General features: G+C 71.9%; 17 protein-coding genes, 1 rRNA gene and 1 riboswitch. Of the genes, 14 read left to right on the forward strand and 4 right to left on the reverse strand.

The window, feature by feature from the left end:
• The 12 genes from rrf to ABTY15_RS23175 all read left to right on the forward strand — a co-directional run.
• Positions 1 to 92: ribosomal RNA gene (rrf, locus tag ABTY15_RS23120) — 5S ribosomal RNA — on the forward strand; the annotation flags it as partial.
• A 98-nt stretch (positions 93 to 190) separates the two neighbouring features.
• Positions 191 to 811, forward strand: coding sequence for a cardiolipin synthase ClsA (gene clsA, locus ABTY15_RS23125; RefSeq protein WP_350597327.1), 621 nt, complete (start codon positions 191 to 193; stop codon positions 809 to 811).
• Positions 812 to 935: 124 nt separating this feature from the next.
• Positions 936 to 3,431 carry a sugar phosphate nucleotidyltransferase gene (locus ABTY15_RS23130; protein ID WP_350597330.1) on the forward strand — a complete coding sequence of 832 codons (2,496 nt, stop codon included), beginning with the start codon at positions 936 to 938 and terminating at the stop codon, positions 3,429 to 3,431.
• A 166-nt stretch (positions 3,432 to 3,597) separates the two neighbouring features.
• A complete protein-coding gene (locus tag ABTY15_RS23135) occupies positions 3,598 to 4,737 on the forward strand; it encodes a DUF881 domain-containing protein (RefSeq protein WP_350597333.1) in 1,140 nt (379 codons plus the stop codon).
• Positions 4,734 to 5,066 (forward strand): small basic family protein, encoded by a 333-nt coding sequence (locus ABTY15_RS23140; protein WP_030062488.1) that lies wholly within the window; start codon positions 4,734 to 4,736, stop codon positions 5,064 to 5,066. The genes ABTY15_RS23135 and ABTY15_RS23140 overlap by 4 nt, the downstream gene beginning before the upstream one ends.
• Positions 5,067 to 5,094: 28 nt before the next feature.
• Positions 5,095 to 6,318 (forward strand): DUF881 domain-containing protein, encoded by a 1,224-nt coding sequence (locus tag ABTY15_RS23145; RefSeq protein WP_502893568.1) that lies wholly within the window; start codon positions 5,095 to 5,097, stop codon positions 6,316 to 6,318.
• A gap of 226 nt (positions 6,319 to 6,544) precedes the next feature.
• Complete coding sequence (locus ABTY15_RS23150; RefSeq protein WP_350597340.1) at positions 6,545 to 7,426, forward strand: double zinc ribbon and FHA domain-containing protein; 882 nt, start codon at positions 6,545 to 6,547, stop codon at positions 7,424 to 7,426.
• Positions 7,427 to 7,605: 179 nt separating this feature from the next.
• Complete coding sequence (gene ftsR, locus ABTY15_RS23155; RefSeq protein WP_502893569.1) at positions 7,606 to 8,301, forward strand: transcriptional regulator FtsR; 696 nt, start codon at positions 7,606 to 7,608, stop codon at positions 8,299 to 8,301.
• An 84-nt stretch (positions 8,302 to 8,385) separates the two neighbouring features.
• Positions 8,386 to 8,862 (forward strand): bifunctional nuclease family protein, encoded by a 477-nt coding sequence (locus ABTY15_RS23160; RefSeq protein ID WP_350597344.1) that lies wholly within the window; start codon positions 8,386 to 8,388, stop codon positions 8,860 to 8,862.
• Positions 8,863 to 9,086: 224 nt separating this feature from the next.
• Positions 9,087 to 9,731, forward strand: coding sequence for a MerR family transcriptional regulator (locus tag ABTY15_RS23165; protein ID WP_350597346.1), 645 nt, complete (start codon positions 9,087 to 9,089; stop codon positions 9,729 to 9,731).
• A 130-nt stretch (positions 9,732 to 9,861) separates the two neighbouring features.
• Positions 9,862 to 10,584 carry a SanA/YdcF family protein gene (locus tag ABTY15_RS23170; protein WP_350597352.1) on the forward strand — a complete coding sequence of 241 codons (723 nt, stop codon included), beginning with the start codon at positions 9,862 to 9,864 and terminating at the stop codon, positions 10,582 to 10,584.
• A 58-nt stretch (positions 10,585 to 10,642) separates the two neighbouring features.
• A complete protein-coding gene (locus ABTY15_RS23175; RefSeq protein ID WP_350597356.1) occupies positions 10,643 to 12,037 on the forward strand; it encodes a DNA polymerase IV in 1,395 nt (464 codons plus the stop codon).
• A 138-nt stretch (positions 12,038 to 12,175) separates the two neighbouring features.
• Here ABTY15_RS23175 and ABTY15_RS23180 read toward each other — a convergent pair whose 3' ends face one another.
• Positions 12,176 to 13,666: an MFS transporter gene (locus ABTY15_RS23180; RefSeq protein WP_350597360.1), complete on the reverse strand. Its 1,491-nt coding sequence runs from the start codon at positions 13,664 to 13,666 to the stop codon at positions 12,176 to 12,178.
• A gap of 200 nt (positions 13,667 to 13,866) precedes the next feature.
• Positions 13,867 to 14,976, reverse strand: coding sequence for a PRC and DUF2382 domain-containing protein (locus ABTY15_RS23185; protein WP_350597362.1), 1,110 nt, complete (start codon positions 14,974 to 14,976; stop codon positions 13,867 to 13,869).
• Positions 14,977 to 15,211: 235 nt separating this feature from the next.
• Positions 15,212 to 15,315, forward strand: a riboswitch (glycine riboswitch).
• A 237-nt stretch (positions 15,316 to 15,552) separates the two neighbouring features.
• On the opposite strand from ABTY15_RS23185, the gene gcvP reads away from it, so the two are divergent.
• Entirely contained in the window at positions 15,553 to 18,453 is a 2,901-nt protein-coding gene (gene gcvP / locus ABTY15_RS23190) for an aminomethyl-transferring glycine dehydrogenase (protein ID WP_350597366.1), read from the forward strand.
• A gap of 121 nt (positions 18,454 to 18,574) precedes the next feature.
• Here gcvP and ABTY15_RS23195 read toward each other — a convergent pair whose 3' ends face one another.
• Positions 18,575 to 18,766, reverse strand: a complete 192-nt coding sequence (locus tag ABTY15_RS23195; RefSeq protein WP_350597370.1) for a DUF5999 family protein — start codon at positions 18,764 to 18,766, stop codon at positions 18,575 to 18,577.
• Positions 18,767 to 19,092: 326 nt separating this feature from the next.
• Positions 19,093 to 19,665: a hypothetical protein gene (locus tag ABTY15_RS23200; protein WP_350597373.1), complete on the reverse strand. Its 573-nt coding sequence runs from the start codon at positions 19,663 to 19,665 to the stop codon at positions 19,093 to 19,095.
• Positions 19,666 to 20,037: 372 nt separating this feature from the next.
• On the opposite strand from ABTY15_RS23200, the gene ABTY15_RS23205 reads away from it, so the two are divergent.
• Positions 20,038 to 21,543, forward strand: coding sequence for a glutamate-cysteine ligase family protein (locus ABTY15_RS23205; RefSeq protein WP_350597375.1), 1,506 nt, complete (start codon positions 20,038 to 20,040; stop codon positions 21,541 to 21,543).
• Positions 21,544 to 21,551 lie beyond the last annotated feature (8 nt).

Raw genomic sequence — 21,551 nt, forward strand, 5'->3', positions numbered from 1 at the left:
CGCCCGGTTACATTCCGAACCCGGAAGCTAAGCCTCACAGCGCCGATGGTACTGCAGGGGGGACCCTGTGGGAGAGTAGGACGCCGCCGAACAATTCTTCGAGAGAAGCCCCCGCCGGGTGAACCGGACGGGGGCTTCTCTGTTGTAGGGTCAACGTGCATTGTCGTCATACGTGACAGGAGGCCCCCGGGTGGAGGTCCAGGAGACGCGGGTCCAGACCGATCGCGTCCTCACCATCCCCAACATGCTGAGCATGGGCCGGCTGGTCGGCGTTCCGCTTTTTCTCTGGCTCATTCTCTGGCCGGTCTTCGACGGGCCCAACAACGATGGTTGGGCGCTGTTGATCCTGGCGCTGAGCGGGGTCAGCGACTACCTGGACGGGAAGCTTGCCCGGCGGTGGGGGCAGATCAGCCGGGTGGGGCAGCTGCTCGATCCGCTGGCCGATCGCCTCTACGTGCTGTCGACCCTGCTCGGGTTGACCTGGCGGGAAATCCTGCCGTGGTGGGTGACGGCGATTCTGCTGGCCCGGGACGCGTTTATCACGGTGCTGCTGCCCATTCTGAACCGACACGGTTACGGGCCGTTGCAGGTGAGTTTTCTGGGCAAGGCCGCGACCTTCAATCTGATGTACGCGTTTCCGCTTCTGCTGCTCGGCAGTGGGGACAGCTGGATCTCCCGGCCGGCCGAGGTCGTGAGCTGGGCGTTCATCTGGTGGGGGACCACGTTGTACTGGTGGGCCGCGATTCTTTACGCGGTGCAGGCACGACAGATCGTCCGGGCGAGCTCCGCGGGCTCGGCGTCCGCAGTCTGAGACGTGATCTGAGAGAAGTCCCACGGCGCATCGGTGCGTCGGAGGATGCCTTACGGGTAGAGAACCCTCTGGAACGGTTTGATGGACCTACAGGTCCACCACCGCGAAGGAGGACGCACCCGTAATGAAAGCCGTTGTAATGGCAGGGGGCGAAGGCACCCGACTCCGCCCGATGACCTCCAGCATGCCGAAGCCGCTGCTTCCGGTGGCCAATAGGCCGATCATGGAGCACGTGCTTCGGCTGCTGAAGCGGCACGGCCTCTCCGACACCGTCGTCACAGTTCAGTTCCTCGCGTCACTGGTCAAGAACTACTTCGGTGACGGCGAGGACCTGGGTATGCATCTGACCTATGCCCATGAGGAGACGCCGCTAGGCACTGCGGGGAGTGTCAAGAACGCCGAGGACGCGTTGCGGGACGACTCCTTTCTGGTGATCTCCGGTGACGCGCTGACCGACTTCAATCTCTCGGAATTGATCGACTTTCACCGCAGTAAGAACGCCCTGGTCACCGTCTGCCTCACCAGGGTGCCGAATCCCCTGGAGTTCGGTATCACGATCACCGACGACGACGGACGGGTCGAGCGCTTCCTCGAGAAGCCGACCTGGGGGCAGGTCTTCTCCGACACGGTGAACACCGGTATCTACGTGATGGAGCCCGAGGTCTTCGACTACGTGGCGGCGGGTGAGTCCGTCGACTGGTCGAGCGACGTCTTCCCGCAGCTGCTGAAGGAGGGCAAGCGGGTCTACGGCTACGTTGCCGAGGGCTACTGGGAGGACGTGGGCACCCACGAGAGCTACGGCAAGGCCCAGGCGGACGTCCTGGAGGGCAAGGTCGACGTCGAGATCGACGGGTTCGAGATCTCCCCGGGCGTCTGGGTGGCCGAGGGCGCGGAGGTGGACCCGGAGGCCGTCCTGCGCGGGCCGCTGTACATCGGGGACTACGCCAAGGTCGAGGCCGGCGTGGAGATCCGCGAGCACACCGTGCTCGGCAGCAACGTGGTCGTGAAGCGCGGTGCCTTCCTCCACAAGGCCGTCGTCCACGACAACGTGTACGTCGGGCCGCAGAGCAATCTGCGCGGCTGCGTGGTCGGCAAGAACACCGACGTGATGCGGGCCGCGCGGATCGAGGACGGCGCGGTGATCGGGGACGAGTGCCTGGTCGGGGAGGAGTCGATCATCGGGGCGAACGTCCGGGTCTACCCCTTCAAGACCATCGAGGCCGGTGCGGTCGTCAACACCTCGGTCATCTGGGAGTCCCGCGGCCAGGAGCACCTCTTCGGGGTCCGGGGCGTCTCGGGGATCCTGAACGTCGAGATCACCCCCGAGCTGGCCGTGCGGCTGGCGGGCGCGTACGCCACGACGCTGAAGAAGGGGGCGACCGTCACCATTGCGCGTGACCACTCGCGGGGTGCCCGTGCGCTCAAACGGGCGATGATCTCGGGGCTCCAGACCTCCGCGATCGACGTCCGCGACCTGGAGAACGTGCCCATGCCGGTGGCCCGGCAGCACACGGCGCGGGGGAGCGCGGGCGGGATCTTCCTGCGGACCACACCCGGGGTGCCGGACTCGCTGGACATCCTGTTCTTCGACGAGCGCGGGGCCGACCTGTCGCAGGCGGGGCAGCGCAAGCTCGACCGGGTGTACGCGCGCCAGGAGTACCGGCGGGCCTTCCCCGGCGAGATCGGCGACCTCACTTTCCCGTCCAGCGTCTTCGACTCGTACGCGGGCAACCTGCTGCGGACCGTGGACACCACCGGCGTCCGGGAGGCCGGGCTGAAGGTGGTCGTGGACACCGCGCACGGCAGCGCGGGGCTCGTCCTGCCGAGCATCCTCGGCCGGCTCGGGGTGGAGGCGCTGACCGTCTCCAGCGGGCTGGACGAGTCGCGGCCGACGGAGGACGCGGAGGAGCGGCGGGCCGGGCTGGCCAGGCTCGGGGAGCTGGTGGCGTCCTCGCGGGCGGCCTTCGGGGTGCGCTTCGACCCGGTCGGCGAGCGGGTCGCCTTCGTCGACGAGCTGGGCCGGGTGATCGACGACGACCGGGCGCTGCTGGTGCTGCTGGACCTGGTCGCGGCCGAGCGGCGCAGCGGCCAGGTGGCGCTGCCGGTGACCACGACGCGCATCGCCGAGCAGGTCGCCGCTTACCACGGCACCCAGGTCATCTGGACCACGACGACTCCGGACGACCTCGCGAAGGCGGCTTCCGCCGAGGGCACGGTGTTCGGCGGGGACGGGCGCGGCGGGTTCGTGGTGCCGGAGTTCAGCGGGGTGCTGGACGGGGCCGCGGCCTTCGTCCGCCTGGTGGGCCTGGTGGCGCGCACCCAGCTGACGCTGAGCCAGATCGACGCGCGCATCCCGCAGGCGCACATCCGGCGCCGGGACATCGCCACGCCGTGGGCGGCGAAGGGCATGGTCATGCGCTCGGTGGTGGAGGCGGCCGGCAGCCGGCGGCTGGACACCACCGACGGCGTCCGGGTCGTGGAGGCGGACGGGCGCTGGACGCTGGTCCTGCCGGATCCGGCCGAAGCGATCACCCACCTGTGGGCGGAGGGTCCGGACGACGAGGCCACCGACGCGCTGCTGGACGAGTGGGCCGCGGTGGTGGAGGGGGCCGGGCGGTGACGGCCTCCGGCTGATCCCGGGCATCCGGACGGGCGGGGCGCGCGACATGGTTCGTGCGCCCCGCTGTCCGTTTTCGCACTCTTCGGCGTGATCCGTCACTTTGGGGTGTGTTCGCAGCTCAGGGGGTGTGCACGGGGGACTTCTCCGACATGGGACGATGGTCCGCATGCCAGCGACGCCGACGCCGAGTGCCCCGAACGGACGGTACAACCGCCCGGACGCCTCGATGTCCCTGCTGACCAACGTGATGGACCACGGCCTGGACGAGGGTTACGCGGAGGCGGCCGCGGCACGGGGCGGTGAGCAGGACAGCCGGATACCCCGGACCGTCCGCGGTCTGCTGACCCTGGGTGCCGGGCTGGCCCTGGTCGGCGTCGTGGTGACGGTCGGCGCGGTGAACGCGCGCGAGGCGGAGCCGACGCTCGCCAAGGAACGGGACGCGCTGATCCAGCGGATCAACGACAGCAACGGCTCGGCCGACCACCTCCAGCAGCAGGTCCAGGACCTGCGACGGAAGGTCGAGAGCGCGCAGCGGCAGGCCTTCCCCTCGGGCGACGGCGACCCGGGCGGCCTGACCGGCGCGGTGGGCCTGGGGGAGGTCACCGGACCGGGGGTGAAGCTGGTCCTGGAGGACGCGCCGGGGACCGGCGCCGGGGGGAACGTCGACCCGCGGGCGGGGCAGGGCTTCTCGAACAGTGGCCGGCTGCGGGACCGCGACCTGCAACTCGTGGTGAACGGCCTCTGGGGGTCCGGCGCGGAGGCGCTGTCGATCAACGGCCAGCGGCTCACCGCGCTCTCCGCGATCCGGGCGGCCGGTGAAGCGGTGCTGGTGGACAACCGGCCGCTGGTTCCGCCGTACAACATTCAGGCGATCGGGGACGGGCCGAAGCTGCTCACCACCTTCGAGAGTGACATGGCCGGGCAGTACCTGCGGCTGCTCCAGGAGAAGTACGGCATCAAGTCGACCATCTCCGCGCAGAAGAGCCTGACGCTGCCGGCGGCGGTGGGTGTGACGCTGCGGACCGCCCAGCCGGTGACCCCCGAACCCTCGCCGTCGGCGGCCGCGACGGCCTCCGGGTCGGCCGCTGCGACGGCCTCGCCGTCCGCCACCGCGGGTGGTTCGGCCTCCCCGTCGGCCGGAACCCCGGAGAGTCCCGGCGCGTCCGTCTCACCGTCCGCGACCGGCGGCGCCCCGAGCCCGGGGCGGCGTTCGCCGTCGGCCTCCACCAAGACCACGACAGCCCACTCGTCCACGACGCCCACGACCGGGTCGTCGTCCGCAGGGACAGGAGCAGCTAGACCGTGATTGCCGTACTGGGTCTCGTGATCGGGGTGGTCGTCGGACTCTTCGTCCAGCCCGAGGTGCCGGACGCCGTCGTGCCGTACCTGCCGATCGCGGTGGTGGCGGCGCTGGACGCCGTGTTCGGTGGCGTCCGGGCGATGCTGGACGGGATCTTCAACGACAAGGTGTTCATCGTCTCGTTCCTGTCGAACGTGGTGGTCGCGGCGCTGATCGTCTTCCTGGGCGACCAGCTGGGCGTCGGCTCCCAGCTGTCCACGGGTGTGGTCGTCGTCCTCGGCATCCGCATCTTCTCCAACGCGGCTGCGATTCGGCGCCATGTCTTCCGTGCCTGAGCCGGGCCGCGCGGCGGCGGAGGAGAAGGTGGCCGGACGGGCCGGCGCGAGCGTGCGCGAGGACGTGGACGCGAAGGCGACCGGGACGCCGGTGGAGGCGGAGCCGGAGGCGGCCGAGGCCGTGGAGCCGGGGACCGTCGACGAGCCTGCTGAGCCCGACGAGCCTGCTGAGCCCGAGGAGGCTGCCGAGGCCGCTGGGGCCGTCGAGGAGGCCGTGGAGGCCGACACGGAGGAGGCCGAGGAGGCGGGCGAGGACGCGGGCGAGGACGCGGGCGAGGACGCCGGGGCCGATGCGGAGGCGCCGGAGAAGCCTGACGCTGAGGCTGCGCCTGAGGTGGCTGCCGTGGCCGGGCCGGAGGAGGTGGCCGAGCCCGTCGTGCGGTTGGAGAAGCCCGCCGCACCGGAGGCCGCTGCCGAGGCCGAGCTGGAGCCGGAGGCCGAGGCCGAGGCCCAGCCGGAGCTGGAGCCGGAGCCGGAAACCGAGCCCGAGCCGGAGGCTGTCGAGCAGCAGCCGGTCGTCGACCGGAACGCCGGGCGGCGGCGTCTGAAGGCGGCGCTGTGGCCGCCCCGGCTGTCGCGCGGGCAGCTGGTGGTGGCGCTGCTGCTGTTCTCGCTCGGACTGGGGCTGGCGATCCAGGTGCGGTCGACCAACGACCACCACAGCCAGCTGCGCGGGGCCCGCCAGGAGGACCTGGTGCGGATCCTCGATGAACTGGACAGCCGTCAGCGGCGTCTTCAACAGGAGAGGGCGGAGTTGGAGCAGTCCCTGGGCAAGTTGGAGAACAGCTCCAACCAGGCCAAGGAGGCCCAGGAGCAGACCAGGAAGAAGGTGACGGAGTTGGGTGTGCTCGCCGGCACCGTCAAAGCCACTGGTCCGGGCATCGTCCTGACTGTCGACGATCCCCAAGGGCAGGTGAAGGCAGATATGCTGCTGGACACCCTGCAGGAACTTCGAGCGGCGGGGGCGGAGGCGATTCAGATCAACGATGTGCGCGTGGTGGTCAACACCTACTTCACCGACGTCTCGGGCGGTGGGGTGCAGATCGACGGGAAGAAGGTCTCGCAGCCCTACCGGTTCACCGTCGTGGGGAACCCGCAGGACCTGACGCCCGCGCTGAACATCCCGGGGGGTGTCGTCCGCACGCTGGAGAGCCACCAGGCGCGGGCGACGATCACCCAGCAGCAGAAGGTGGTCGTCGACGCCGTCGTCGATCTGAAGACGCCGCAGTACGCCAAGCCGGCTTCGAAGTGACGGGGCGCTCGGCGAACAGCCCGTCACGTACGGGCGGCACCCGGTGCGGGGCGCCGCCGTCGCGTCGGCGAGACTGGTCCACACCAGCACACAACGGAGCACCAACCGCAGTACCAACCGTCGGAGTACCACTCCAGCAGGCCCGATCCGCGACCGGGCCCGCAGCCTGTCCGAGGTTCTCACCCTGCCCCGCGGGCGGGTCTGTCACACGCAAGGGGATTCGCCCGTGAGTTTCTTCTCGAAGTTGTTCGGTCGTAACAAGGACCGCGACGCGGCCGCCGTCGAGGCGCCCACCGCGCGGCACCGCCGGCCCGAAGACGAGCCCGCCCTGCCGGGCATGCGCCCGGCGCCCGAGGCGCCGCAGTATGCCGAACAGCAGCTGTACCGGGACGGCGGCCCCGCCCAGTACGCGGGGAATCCGGCGGGCTACGGCGCGTCGGTTGACCCCTCCGGCGACCCGCGCATAGGTTTCCAGTCGGGACCCTCAACCTCTGGTGGAGGGTTTGCTCCGGACCCGTACGCCGGGCACAACCCGTCGGGTGTGCCGCGCCAGGAGGCTGTGAACATGGCTGGCCCCACTCCGTGCCCCAGGTGCGGCAACCAGAACCCGGCCGCGGCCCGGTTCTGTTCCAACTGCGGGACGGCGCTGCGGGGCGGGCTGCTCCCCGAGGGGGCGGCGGAGACCACGTCGACCATCTCCATCTCCGGCCTGGAGTCGTACGACCCCAACACCACGACCGGCACCGGCGCCACGCCGGCCCTGTCGGCCGAGGTGCTGGCGGCGATCGACGCGCTGCCGCCGGGCTCGGCGCTGCTGATCGTGCAGCGCGGCCCGAACTCGGGCAGCCGGTTCCTGCTGGACTCGGACGTCACCACGGCCGGCCGTCACCCGCAGGGCGACATCTTCCTGGACGACGTCACGGTCTCGCGGCGCCACGTGGAGTTCCGCCGCACGCCGGCCGGCTTCAGCGTCGCGGACGTGGGCAGCCTCAACGGCACCTACGTCAACCGGGAGCGGATCGACGAGGTGCCGCTGAACAACGGTGACGAGGTGCAGATCGGGAAGTACCGGCTGGTGTTCTTCGCCGGCCACAACCGGGGGTACTGAAACCAACGTCGGCAGGAGCCCGAGTGAGTACGAATACCCCTTCTTCTCTCGGGGCGGCCACCCCCGCGTCGTCCGGTCCGCAGGCGGACCGGGACGGGCGCGGGGTGGTCGCGGGCCCCAGGCAGCCGGTCCGGCCGGAGCGCCCGGGGGGCGGGCGCCGGCGCGGCGGCGACGAGCTGCTGAGCATCGGCGCGGTGCTGGCCTTCCTGCGCGACGACTTCCCCGAGGTCACCATCTCCAAGATCAGGTTCCTGGAGGCGGAGGGGCTGGTCGAGCCACAGCGCACGCCCTCGGGGTACCGCAAGTTCAGCCCGGCCGACGTCGAGCGGCTGGCGTACGTCCTGCGGATGCAGCGTGACCACTACCTCCCGCTGCGGGTGATCCGCGAACACCTGGACGCGATCGAGCGCGGCGAGACCCCGCCGGCGCTGCCGCCCTCCGCCGACAGCCGGCCCGGGCCGCTGGAGGAGGCGGACCGGGAGCTGGTGGCCTCGGCCGAGGTGCCGTCCGGGGTCCGGCTGGGGCGGGCCGAGCTGCTGGCCGCCGCCGAGGCGGGGGAGCGCGAGCTGGTCGAGTGGGAGTCGTACGGGCTGGTGGCGCCCGGTCCGGACGGCGGGTACGACGGTGAGGCGCTACAGGTGGCCAGGCTGGTCGCGGAGCTCGGCCGGTACGGGCTGGAGCCGCGGCACCTGCGGGCCATGAAGGCGGCCGCGGACCGGGAGATCGCGCTGGTGGAGCAGGTGGTGGCGCCGCTGCGCCGGCACCGGAACCCGCAGACCAGGGCGCACGCGGAGGCCACCGCGCGGGAGCTCGCCACGCTGTCCGTCCGGCTGCACGCGGCGATGGTCCAGGCCGGTCTGCGCATCCGCGGGTAGCCGGTCCGGACCGGGGCACCGCGCTGACCAGCGGCATCGGCCCTGCGCTTTCATATCCGGGGCCAGAGCCATAGTGTTGCCTGTGTGAATGAGCTCGACGTCGTGGGTGTCCGAGTGGAGATGCCTAACAACCAGCCGATCGTGCTGCTGAGGGAGGTCGGGGGCGATCGGTACCTGCCGATCTGGATCGGCCCCGGCGAGGCGACCGCGATCGCCTTCGCCCAACAGGGCATGACGCCGGTGCGCCCGCTGACGCACGACCTGTTCAAGGACGTCCTGGAAGCGCTCGGCCAGCAGCTCACCGAGGTGCGGATCACCGATCTGCGGGAGGGCGTGTTCTACGCCGAGCTGGTCTTCGCCGGCGGGGTCGAGGTGAGCGCCCGGCCGTCCGACGCGATAGCCCTGGCGCTGCGCACCGGCACGCCGATCTACGGGAGCGAGGAGGTGCTCGCCGAGGCGGGCATCGCGATCCCGGACGAGCAGGAGGACGAGGTCGAGAAGTTCCGCGAGTTCCTCGACCAGGTGTCGCCCGAGGACTTCGGGGGCAGTGGTCCGCAGTAGCGCGGACGGGCCGGCACACCGGCCGAGAAGTCGTTTTGCCAAAAACCGTCCACCTACCCACACTAGGGGCACGAAAAACCACTCTCTCGAGTGATGTGGTTTGTCAGGCCCGGCGTGGCGATCGTTGACGGGTCATAGGGGACTGCCTACCGTCAGGAGTGGCTGTCCGGGTGCCCGATACCCGCAGTTCGGGTTGCCCGCAGCACGAGTGGACGGAGGTAGGCATGAGCAGCACCGGCGATGACGCGGCCGTGGGAGGCCTGTGCGCCGTGCACGTGCCGCGCACCGCTCGCAACGTGACCGACCTGCCCCGGATGGGGCGGTTCCCGGCGGTGCAGCCGGGGCAGCCGGCGATCGAGCGGCTGGCGCCGACGTCCGAGCTGATCGGCTACCGCGGTCCGACGGCCTGTGCGGCGGCCGGGATCACCTACCGGCAGCTGGACTACTGGGCCCGTACCGGGCTGCTGGAGCCGAGCGTGCGCACCGCGTACCCGGCGCCCAGCCAGCGGCTCTACAGCTTCCGCGACATCCTGCTGCTCAAGATCGTGAAGCGGCTGCTGGACGCGGGCGTCTCGCTGCAGAACATCCGGGTGGCGGTCGCCCATCTGCAGGCCGCCGAGCAGGGCGACCTGGCCGGGATGACGCTGATGTGCGACGGCGCGACGGTGTACGAGTGCACCACGCCGCAGCAGGTCGTGGACCTGCTGAAGGGCGGTCAGGGCGTCTTCGGCATCGCGGTGGGAGCGGTCTGGCGGGAGCTGGAGCTGGCCCTCGGGCGGCTGCACGCCGAGCGGACCGACACCGGCGAGACCGTGGTGGGGCACGATCCGGCGGACGAGCTGGCCCAGCGGCGCAACCGGGCGGTCTGAACCCGGAACTGACGCCGACACGGCGGAACCGACACCGACACCGACATTGACGAGGCCGCGGGCCCGGACGGGGAACCGTTCGGGGCCGCGGCCTCGTCGTGGTGCCTGGTACAGCGATCGAGGAGGGTACGTGGGGTTCGGCACGGGGATAGCGGACCTGTTGCGGCGTCGGGGCGGGCTGCTGCGGGTGCGTCTGCGGCAGCGGCGGACGCAGCGCAGGGTCTTCCAACTCGCGACCGTGCTGAGCGGCCTGGCGCTGGCACCGAGCGCCTGGCTGTTCCTGTCGGAGGGCGACCGGGTGGGCACGGTGCAGAGCGCGCCGTCCGCGCCGGTGGCCGTGGTGTTCGGGGCCGGGCTGGACCAGGGCAAGCCGTCGCCGTACCTGGAGCACCGGCTGGTCGCCGCGCTGGACCTGTACCGGGCGGGGAAGGTCCGGGCCATCCTGGTGACCGGCGACAACGGGCGGATCGAGTACGACGAGCCGGACGCGATGTGGCGGTACCTGGTCGACCACGGGGTGCCGCAGGGGCGGGTGGTCCGGGACTACGCGGGCTTCGACACCTGGAACTCCTGCACCCGGGCGCACCGGATCTTCGGGGTGGACCGCGCGGTGCTGGTCAGCCAGGACTTCCACGTCCGGCGGGCGCTGGCGCTGTGCGAGGCGGCCGGGATCCGCTCGTACGCGGTCGGGGTGACCGAGCCGCAGGACGTGACCTGGCTGTACGGCGGCCTCCGGGAGGTCGCGGGAGCGGGCAAGGCGGCGGTCAACGTGCTGCTGACGCCGGACCCGGTCTTCCTGGGGCCCAAGGAGGAGGGCATCTCGAAGGCGCTGGCCGAGGCCGCCAAGCGGTAGGGGCCGGGCGGCGGCCGGGTTCGCACGCACTGTCGGACCCGTGCGGGATGATCGGCGGGTGCGATCACTGCCGAGCATCATCCACCTCGACATGGACGCCTTCTTCGCCGCGGTGGAGCAGGCGGCCAAGCCGAGCCTGCGCGGCAAACCGGTGATCGTCGGCGGGCTCGGCGGGCGCGGGGTGGTCTCCACGGCCTCGTACGAGGCGCGGCGGTTCGGGGTGCACTCGGCGATGCCGATGGCCCAGGCACGCCGGCTCTGCCCGAACGCCGCCTTCCTGGCGGGCCGGTTCGAGGCCTACCGGTACGTGAGCGAGATCGTGATGGGGCTGCTGCGGGAGCTGTCGCCGCTGGTGCAGCCGCTCAGCCTGGACGAGGCCTTCGTCGACCTGGAGGCCGGCCCCTACGGCCCGGCGCTGGCCGCGGCCGACCACGCGACCGGCGAACGGCTGGTGCTCGCGCTCGCGGAGGACCTGCGGGCGGACATCCACCGGCTCACCGGGTTGACCGGCTCGGTCGGGGCGGCCGGGTCCAAGCTGATGGCGAAGATCGCCTCGGAGCAGGCCAAGCCGGACGGGCTGGTGCTGATCGAGCCGGGCCAGGAGCGGGCCGTGCTGGGGCCGATGCCGGTGCGGGCGCTGCCGGGGATCGGGCCGGCCACCGAGCAGGTGCTGCGGCGGGCCGGGCTGAGCACGGTGGCCGATCTCGCGGAGGCGGGGGAGAGCGAGCTGGTCCAGCTGCTCGGCCGGGCGCACGGCGCCGGCGTGTACCAGATGTCGACCGGCCTGGACGAGCGGCCGGTGGTGGCCGACCAGGACGCCAAGTCGGTCTCGGTGGAGGACACCTTCGAGGTGGACCTCGCCGACCGGGACCGGGTGTTGCGCGAGGTGGAAGTGCTGGCCGCCCGCTGCGTGCGGCGGCTGCGGGCGGCGGGGCGCTCCGGGCGCACGGTGGTGCTCAAGGTCCGCCGGTTCGACTTCTCGACGCTGACCCGGTCGGAGACGCTGCGCGGGCCCACCGACGACGAGACCGTGATCACCGAGACGGCCCGTCGGCTGGCCTCCCAGGTGGACATCACCGGGGGCGTCCGGCTGCTCGGGGTCGGGGTGGCCCAGCTGGCCGACTACACCCAGGAGGACCTGTTCGCGCAGGCCCTGCGGGAGGAGGCGGCGGAGCACGAGGGCGAGGCGGCGGACGAGGAGACGGCAGCGGAGGAGGCGCAGGCGGCTCCGGTGCGGCGCTGGTGGCCGGGGCAGGACGTCCGGCACGCCGAGTTCGGGCCCGGGTGGGTGCAGGGCAGTGGCGTCGGGCGGGTCACCGTACGGTTCGAGACGCCGTGGAGCGGGCCGGGGCGGGTGCGGACCTTCGCGGTCGACGACCCGGCGCTGGAACCGGCCCGGCCGCTGCCGCTGCGGCGGGAGGAGGGCGCGGACGTGCCGGACGCGCCGGAGTGAGACGCGAAGCGGCCCCACCTGGCGGGGGTGCCAGGTGGGGCCGCATACCGGGTCGGGCCTCGGCGGTCGTGATGCCCTCGCGACCGCCCGAAGTCCGGGCCCCGCGCCCTGTCCCTGAGCGCGGGGCCGGACGCCTCGTCAGGCGTCGGTCTTGACCAGCTCGGGGCTGCTGGTGGTGCGGGCCGCGGCGTCGGCGACGGTGGCGGCCGGCTTGATGGTGCGGATCAGGAACGGCACGACGCCGGCGACGATGCAGACGGCGGCCGCGACCCAGAACGCGTGCTTGAAGGCGTCCAGGGTGGGCAGCACCAGCGGGATCTTCGGCGGCAGCTTCATGGTGTCGCCGGTGAGGATGGCCGCCATGACGGCGGTGCCGATGGCGCCACCGACGGTGCGGAGCACGGCGTTCATGCCGTTGGCGATGCCGCTCTGCTCGACCGGGACGGCGCCGTTGATGTAGGCCGGCATCGCGGAGAACGCCAGGCCGATGCCGAGGCCGAAGATCGCCGAAGCGGTGTAGATGTCACCCTCGGCGCTGTGGCGCAGGGCCAGGTAGGCCATCGCGACGGCACCCAGGACGCCACCGAGCACCAGCGGCAGGCGCGGGCCGCGGCGGGCGATCAGCATGGCGCCGATCGGGGCGGCCACCATCGAGCCGATGGCGGACGGCAGCAGCATCACACCGGCGTGCAGGACGGTCGCGGTGAAGCCGTAGTGGGCGATCTTCTCGGGGATCTGGGCGAAGTTGCTGATCACCATGAACGAGCCGTACATGCCGAAACCGATCAGCAGGCCGGCCAGGTTGGTGAAGGCCACCGCCGGGCGGGACATCATCTTCATGTCCACGAGCGGGTGCGCGACCTTGACCTCGATGACTCCCCAGATCAGCGCCACGACGGCGGCGACGGCGAACAGGCCGAGGGTCTTGGTCGAGGTCCAGCCCCAGTGGTTGCCCTGGCTGACCGCGATGAGCAGGGCGGAGAGCCAACCGGCCAGGGTGAGGGCGCCGAGCGGGTCGGCGCCGCCCTCCTTGTCGGTCACCGGGTCGGACGGGACCCGGAAGGCGACCAGGGCGACCGCGAGCAGGCCGAAGGCCAGGCCCATCCAGAAGATCGACTGGTAGCTCCAGTGCTCCAGCAGGAGACCGGTGGCCACCAGGCCGAGGCCGGAGCCGACGCCCATCGAGGCGCTGATGGCGGCGACGCCGCCGGTCACCTTCTGCTTGGGCAGCTCGTCGCGGACGATGCTGATCGCCAGCGGCAGCACGCCACCGCCGGCGCCCTGGAGGACGCGGGCGACGACCAGCCAGGTGAAGGAGTGGGTGCTGACCGCCAGCGCCGAGCCGGCGACCAGGCCCGTGAGCGAGATCAGCAGCATCGGCTTGCGGCCCCGGAGGTCGCCGAAGCGGCCCAGGAGGGGAGTCAGCACGGCGGCGGAGAGCAGGTTGGCGGTCATCAGCCAGGTGACGCTGGACCCGGAGACGTTCAGCTCCTTGGCCAGCGAGGGCAGGATCGGGACGACCGCGGTCTGCACCACGCTGAACGACAGCATCGCCAGGATGAGGGCCGGCAGGACTCGGGCGCTGCTCTGCTTCTCGGCCGCGGTGGTGGGCTGTGGTGCCTCACTCACGGTTGCTTCCTCCCGTACATAGTGAATGAACTGAAGTAACCATGCAGGGAGATACTTCACTGTGTCAAATATCGATCGGTGAAGCTTTGGCAAAGTCGAACGATCGGGGCGCCTGCGGCGGGCGTTGGGGCTGGTGGGGGTGGGGGTGGGGCGCGCGGAGGGCCCCGGACCGGGGTGGTCCGGGGCCCTCGGGGGGTGGCTCAGGAGAGGGGGCGCAGGGCGGAGGGGCGGCTGGAGTCCATGGGCGGGGTGCCGTTGGTGTTGGCGGCGTCGGGGGTGGTGGCGGTGTCGTCGTGCACCTCGACGTGCTCGCGGCGGAGCTCGTCCTGGACCACCTCCTCGGCCGTGTAGCGCTCGACCACCAGGCGGACCCGCTCGATCGGGGCGAGGTACTTGCGGACCACCGGGCGCTCCTCGCGCAGGGTGACCTCCTCCACCGCCTCGGCGATGTCCTTCTCGGTGAGCGAGGCGCGCTCGGCGTCGCCCACCGGCATCCGCTCCACCCGGACGCGTTCGCGGACCACCGGGACGCGGCGCTCGACCGCCTCGCTGGTCACGTACTTCCGCAGCCGGGCGGTGCCCAGCACGTGCCACTCGGTGGTGATGTCCAGCCGCTCCTCGCGGCAGGTGATCTCGACCGGGCCGCTGGGGGCCGAGGTGGCCGGGCCGGCGGCGGGCTCCGGGGTGGCGGTGGTCGGGGTGGTGGTCGGAGCCGCGGCCGGGGACGGTTGTGGCTTGGGCTCGGTGAGCGCCGCGGCCGCCGTGGTGGCGGCGACGGGCGCGGGGGTGCTGAGGGTGCGCACGCTGGCCTCCGTGGCGGTGCTGTTCTGGTTGGGGGTGGTCGGGGCGGATTCGGGGGAGTGGAAGGCGAGCGACTTCGCCGCCGCGGCGGTCGTGGCGGCGGCGGCCGCCGGGGCCGCGGCCTGGGTGGTGCCGAAGTCGAGGTCGGGCTGTGCGGGCCGGTCGCCCGGGCCGGCCTCGGATCGCCCGTTCACCACGGGGGTGTCGAGGCCGTAGTAGCGGTAGAGCTGGAGCTCCTGGGCGGGCGACAGGTGCTGGCCGACGCCGAAGTCCGGCGAGTCCTTGACCAGTGACTTGTCGTACGGCACCCGGAGCTCCTCGCCGGAGAACTCGCTCGTGGTGAGCGGGACGAAGGCGTCCCGGCCGAAGATGCCGGTCCGGACGGCGGCCCACTCCGGCTGGCCGGTGGCGTCGTCCAGGTACACCTCGTCGACCGTGCCGATCTTGTCTCCGTTGCGGTCGACCGCCTTGTGGCCGATGAGGTCCCTGGGGTCGATATCGGTTTGCACTCTTTCCTCCAGTGCGCTGCTCTGCGGAACTCCCGCAGGTCGGCGACCGGAGCACCCGTTTCCGTCCGCCACTTCACACCAAAAGGCATGAACCGGGCGGGCGCGAGCGGGGTGCGGCCGGACGGGCTGCGCACTGGGCCGTCCGGGTCGTCCGGATGCCACGCGCGTAGACCCGGAGTGACCCGACGCACCCGTGATCGGAGGGCCTCCCGCTGGTAACCTGGGCCCCGACCGCCGAGCCCGCTCGGGAGAGTCCCCGGGAGCGGAAAGCGCTGGTCGGGGCGCCGAAGGAGCAACTCCTCCCCGGAATCTCTCAGGCATCCGTACCGTGTGGGATAGGTCACTCTGGAAAGCAGGGCAGGACCGCCGGCGAGGGAGCCGACGGCCACCACCCTCACCGACGGTGCAAGCCGGCGGCGCGCCCACGCGCACCGCGCGGGTGAAGCTCTCAGGTCCCGATGACAGAGGGGGAGGCCTGTCGGGTTCGCCCGCCCAGGCCGAAGCGCTGTCCGCAGCGGCGAAGGCCGACCGGCGTGCGTACCCCCGCCGGTCCGTGACCAGGAGGCCTCGACCACCATGAACGCCCAGCCGAACGCGGGACGCCCCACGAGCCCCGCGACCCTCACCGAGCTTGAGCTGGCCAGCCCCTTCGAGAACCGCCACATCGGCCCCGACGCCGCCGCGCAGGAGAAGATGCTGGCGCACGTCGGTTACGGCTCGCTGGACGAGCTCGCCGCCACCGCCGTGCCCGAGGCGATCCGCTCGATCACCGGCCTGGACCTGCCCGCCGGCCGCAGCGAGGCCCAGGTCCTCGCCGAGCTGCGCGAGCTGGCCGGCCGCAACCAGGTGCTCCAGCCGATGATCGGCCTGGGCTACTACGGCACCTTCACCCCGCCGGTGATCCTGCGCAACGTCATGGAGAACCCGGCCTGGTACACCGCCTACACGCCGTACCAGCCGGAGATCTCGCAGGGCCGCCTGGAGGCGCTGCTCAACTTCCAGACCCTGGTCTCCGACCTGACCGGCCTGCCCACCTCCGGCTCCTCGCTGCTCGACGAGGGCACCGCGGCCGCCGAGGCGATGGCGCTCGCCCGCCGCGTCACCAAGGTCAAGGGCGGCGTCTTCCTGGTCGACGCGGAGACCCTGCCGCAGACCGTCGCGGTGATCAACACCCGCGCGGTGCCGACCGGCGTCGAGGTCGTCGTCGCCGACCTGTCCGAGGGCATCCCGGCCGAGATCGCCGAGCGCGGCGTGTTCGGCGTGCTGCTCCAGTACCCGGGCGCCACCGGTGTGGTCCGCGACCTCGCCCCCGTCATCGAGCAGGCGCACGGCCTGGGCGCGATCGTCGCCGTTGCCGCCGACCTGCTGGCGCTGACCCTGCTCAAGTCGCCGGGCTCGCTCGGCGCCGACATCGCCTGCGGCACCTCGCAGCGCTTCGGCGTGCCGATGGGCTTCGGCGGCCCGCACGCCGGCTACCTGTCGGTGCGCGCCGAGTACGCCCGCTCGCTGCCTGGTCGTCTGGTCGGCGTCTCGATCGACTCCGACGGCAACCGCGCGTACCGCCTGGCGCTGCAGACCCGCGAGCAGCACATCCGCCGCGAGAAGGCCACCAGCAACATCTGCACCGCCCAGGTGCTGCTCGCCGTGATGGCCTCGATGTACGCCGTGTACCACGGTCCGGACGGCCTGGCCGACATCGCCCGCCGCACCCACCGCTACGCCGCCGCCCTCGCCGAGGGCCTGCGGGCCGGCGGCGTGGAGCTGCTGCACGGCGAGTTCTTCGACACCGTCACCGCCGTCGTCCCGGGCCGCGCCGCCGAGATCGCCGCCGCCGCCCGCGCCAACGGCATCAACGTGTACCAGGACGGCGAGGACCGGATCTCGGTCTCCGCCGACGAGACCACCACCCGCGAGCACCTGGCCGGTGTCTGGGCCGCGTTCGGCGTCCCCGCGGTCGAGGTCGCCGAGGCCGCCGACACGCTGCCCGCCGCGCTGCTGCGCGAGGACGAGTACCTGACCCACCCGGTCTTCCACAGCCACCGCTCGGAGACCGCCATGCTGCGCTACCTGCGCCGCCTGTCGGACCGGGACTACGCGCTGGACCGCGGCATGATCCCGCTGGGCTCCTGCACCATGAAGCTCAACGCGACCACCGAGATGGAGGCGGTGACCTGGCCGGAGTTCGGCCAGCTGCACCCCTTCGCGCCGATCGAGCAGGCCCAGGGCTTCCTCACCCTGATCCGCCAGCTGGAGCAGCAGCTGGTCGAGGTGACCGGCTACGACGCGGTGTCCATCCAGCCGAACGCGGGTTCCCAGGGCGAGCTGGCCGGTCTGCTGGCCGTCCGCGCCTACCACCAGGCGAACGGCGACACCCAGCGTGACGTCTGCCTGATCCCGTCCTCCGCGCACGGCACCAACGCGGCCTCCGCGGTGATGGCCGGCATGCGCGTGGTCGTGGTGAAGACCCTGGTCGACGGCGACGTGGACGTCGAGGACCTGAAGGCCAAGATCGAGCAGCACCGCGACAGCCTCGCCGTGCTGATGGTCACCTACCCGTCCACCCACGGCGTGTACGAGACCGAGATCACCAACATCTGCGCCCTGGTGCACGAGGCCGGCGGCCAGGTGTACGTGGACGGTGCCAACCTGAACGCCCTGGTCGGCCTGGCCAAGCCGGGCAAGTTCGGCGCGGACGTCTCGCACCTGAACCTGCACAAGACCTTCTGCATCCCGCACGGCGGTGGCGGCCCGGGCGTCGGCCCGGTCGCGGTGCGCGCCCACCTGGCGCCGTACCTGCCGAACCACCCGCTCCAGGCGGAGGCCGGTCCGGCCACCGGTGTCGGCCCGATCTCGGCCGCGCCGTGGGGCTCGGCCGCGATCCTGCCGATCTCCTGGGCGTACGTCCGGCTGATGGGCGGCGAGGGCCTGAAGCACGCGACCCAGGTCGCGGTGCTGAACGCCAACTACATCGCCAAGCGGCTGGCGCCGCACTTCCCGGTGCTCTACACCGGCCCGGGCGGGCTGGTCGCGCACGAGTGCATCATCGACCTGCGCCCGCTGACCAAGGAGACGGGCGTGACGGTGGACGACATCGCCAAGCGCCTGATCGACTACGGCTTCCACGCGCCGACGATGTCCTTCCCGGTGGCCGGCACGCTGATGATCGAGCCGACCGAGTCCGAGGACCTGCACGAGATCGACCGGTTCTGCGACGCGATGATCGAGATCCGGGCCGAGATCGACAAGGTCGGCTCGGGCGAGTGGGCCGCCGAGGACAACCCGCTGCACAACGCCCCGCACACCGCCGCCGAGCTGGCCGGCGACTGGGCGCACGGCTACACCCGGCAGGAGGCCGTCTTCCCGGCGGGCGTGAACCCGGCGGACAAGTACTGGCCGCCGGTGAGCCGGATCGACGGCGCGTACGGCGACCGCAACCTGGTCTGCTCCTGCCCGCCGCTGGACGAGTACGGCGTCTGATCGACGGACGGCGGTGACCCGGTAGTCACAGGGCAGGGCCCCGGCGGAATCGTTTCCGCCGGGGCCCTGCCCGTGGTCGTCGTGGCGGCTGCCCCCGCCGGTGCGGTCCGACCGGGCGGGGTCAGGCCGCGTGCGCGATGGGGCGGCGCGGGGCGATCACCCGGCCGTCGGGCAGCAGCTCTCCGGTGTCCTCGAACATGACGACGCCGTTGCAGAGCAGGCTCCAACCCTGCTCCGGGTGGCAGGCCACCGGCACGGCCGCCTCGCGGTCCTCGGACTCGGCCGACGGGCACTCAGGACGGTGCTGGCACATACGCGTACCCTCGCTTCGCTCTGCGATCCTCCCCGTGATGCGGTGCCGGCGGTCGGGGCCGTCGGAGCCGCCGCGGTGGCCGGATCCTGTCCGCGCGCCGACCAGGTGTGGACCGGCGCTCAAGTGGGTAGGACAGGTGGTCCTTCCACGCTGGTTCCCAGTGTCGGCATCTGCGGACGCGCGCGCAGCGATTTCGTGACATGCGCCACAACTCCCGGGCAGAGATCACCCGTTCAGGTGGGCCGGTGAGGAAAACACGCACCGACGGGTCAGCTGGGGCATGGCCCGAAGAGGCCATGCCCGATGACCCGTCCGGGTGGCCGGGCTCAGGAGGAGCCGAGCAGCAGCGGTCGGGCGAGCGGGGCGCGGGCGAGCAGCGGCAGCAGCTCGGCCGCCGGGTACGCGCGGTGCGCGGTGACCCCGAGCGGGGCCGGGGCGAGCGGGATCAGCAGATCGGCGGCCGGGCCGGCGTCGGGGCTGTGCAGCCACAGTGCCGTCGCGTACTGGCCGGGGAAGGTCAGCAGCCGGGGCTGCTGGCGGACCCGGGAGCCCTGGGCGATCTGCCAGGCCTCGCGCAGCGCCCGGACCGTCGAGTCGAGATAGGGGCCGGCGGTGAAGTGGGAGAAGGTGTGGCCCGCGACGCCCTGGACCACCTCGGCGGCGGCGGCCACCTCGGCGCCGTCCTTGATCAGGAACCGCCAGCCCGTCCGGCGGGCGGCGGTGAGCTCGGGCCGCGGCCCGTCCAGGACGTGGACCGCGAGCGGGTGCGCGGGCAGCAGCGGGCCGGCCGGATGGCAGAGCGCGGCGGCGGCGGGCTGGCGCAGCGCGTCCTCCGAGTCGAGCGCGGCGAGGACCGCGCGCAGGGCGCTGGGCGGGGGCTGAGGGGTCTGCAGAGTCATGGCGAGGTCGCCTCTCCGTGCGAGAGATCGGCGTGCGAGTGCGGCATACCGGCGTGGCGCGGGGTGTCATCGGTGACGGGACCTGGCCGTGTCCGGTTGTGCATGATCGCGGTGCCGGCGCGGTCGCTGCCGTCGACGAGGGCCTCGGGGCAGGAGTGCGGACCGGCCGGAGCGCAGTGCGGATCCTATATCGAACAGATGCGCAGGGTGACCTGTTTATCACAGGCGGTGGCGTCGAGCAAGTCGGTAGTTCCTCTGAAACTCCGTCAGTTGCCTTGCATTGCAAGCCAGTACAACCGTTCGGGTATCGATCTTCGAGGTGGGCATGATGCTTGCACGGTCGGACGGCCGGCGGCTCACGAGGAGGGGACCATGGGCGAGAAGGTCGTGGCGACTCGGGCGGATCTGGCGGACCGGCAGCTGTACCGGCGCAAGCTCCAGGCCTGCCTCGACGCGCTCGGGCGGATGCTGCGCGAGGACCGCTTCGACCGCCCGCGCGCGGTGATGGGCCTGGAGATCGAGCTCAACCTGGCCGACGAGCAGGGCCTGCCGGCGCTGCGCAACGCGCAGGTGCTGAGCGCGATCGGATCCAGCGACTTCCAGACCGAGCTGGGCCAGTTCAACATCGAGGTCAACATCGTGCCGCACCGGCTCTGCGGGCACGTCTTCGAGGAACTGCGCGAGGAGATCGACACCGGGCTGCGCTACGCCGACCGGCGGGCCGCCGAGGCCGGTGCCCGGATCGTCATGGTGGGCATCCTGCCGACGCTGGAGCTCGACCACACCGGCCTGGACGCGATGTCCCACAACCAGCGGTACAGCCTGCTCAGCGACCAGATCCTGGCGGCCCGGGGCGAGGACATCTCGCTGGACATCGAGGGCGTCGAACACCTCCAGCTGGAGTCCATCACCATGGTGGCGGAGGCGGCCGCGACCTCGTTGCAGCTGCACCTCCAGGTCACCCCGGAGCGCTTCTCCTCGGTGTGGAACGCGGCGCAGGCGCTGGTCGGGCCACAGCTCGCGCTCGGTGCCAACTCGCCCTTCCTGTTCGGCCGGGAGCTGTGGCGGGAGACCCGGCCGGTGCTCTTCCAACAGGCCTGTGACACCCGTTCGGCGGAGCTCAAGGCCCAGGGCGTGCGCCCGATCACCTGGTTCGGCGAGCGCTGGGTGGACTCGGTGTACGACCTGTTCGAGGAGAACCTGCGGTACTTCCCGGCGCTGCTGCCGATCTGCGACGACGAGGACCCGCTGAAGGTGCTCGCCTCCGGCGGCGCGCCCCGGCTCGCCGAGATGCGGCTGCACAACGGCACCATCTACCGCTGGAACCGCCCGGTGTACGACGTGCACGGCGGGGTGCCGCACCTGCGGGTGGAGAACCGGGCGCTGCCGGCCGGGCCGACGGTGGCCGACACGCTGGCGAACGCCGCCTTCTACTACGGGCTGGTGCGGGTGCTCGCCGAGCAGCCCAAACCGGTCTGGACCCGGCTGCCGTTCGAGCGGGCGGACGAGAACTTCCGGCAGGGCGCGCGCTACGGCATCGACGCCGTCTTCCAGTGGCCGCGCTCCGGCCGGGCCGGCCGCGGCGGCGGGCTGACCACGGTGTCCGCCGTCGACCTGGTGCTGAACGAGCTGCTGCCGATGGCGTACCAGGGGCTCGACGAGTGGGGCGTGGAGCCCGCCGACCGGGACCGCTACCTGGGGATCATCGAGCAGCGCTGCCTGCGCCGGACCAACGGCGCGGCCTGGCAGAGCGCCACCTTCCACCGGCTGCGCGAGCAGTACGGGATGGACCGAACGGCGGCGCTCGCGGCGATGACCCGGCGCTACGCCGAGTACATGCGCGGGGGTGAGCCGGTGCACACCTGGCCGGTGGGCTGACGTCGCGG

Source organism: Kitasatospora sp. NPDC097643 (assembly GCF_040302625.1).
Taxonomy (GTDB): Bacteria; Actinomycetota; Actinomycetes; order Streptomycetales; family Streptomycetaceae; genus Kitasatospora.

Excerpts from the sequence above, each read along its gene's own strand:
- ABTY15_RS23130 (WP_350597330.1), top strand. The coding sequence starts at position 936 with ATGAAAGCCGTTGTAATGGCAGGGGGCGAAGGCACCCGACTCCGCCCG.
- ABTY15_RS23135 (WP_350597333.1), top strand. The coding sequence starts at position 3,598 with ATGCCAGCGACGCCGACGCCGAGTGCCCCGAACGGACGGTACAACCGC.
- ABTY15_RS23165 (WP_350597346.1), top strand. The coding sequence starts at position 9,087 with ATGAGCAGCACCGGCGATGACGCGGCCGTGGGAGGCCTGTGCGCCGTG.
- gcvP (WP_350597366.1), top strand. The coding sequence starts at position 15,553 with ATGAACGCCCAGCCGAACGCGGGACGCCCCACGAGCCCCGCGACCCTC.
- ABTY15_RS23195 (WP_350597370.1), bottom strand. The coding sequence starts at position 18,766 with ATGTGCCAGCACCGTCCTGAGTGCCCGTCGGCCGAGTCCGAGGACCGC.
- ABTY15_RS23200 (WP_350597373.1), bottom strand. The coding sequence starts at position 19,665 with ATGACTCTGCAGACCCCTCAGCCCCCGCCCAGCGCCCTGCGCGCGGTC.
- ABTY15_RS23205 (WP_350597375.1), top strand. The coding sequence starts at position 20,038 with ATGGGCGAGAAGGTCGTGGCGACTCGGGCGGATCTGGCGGACCGGCAG.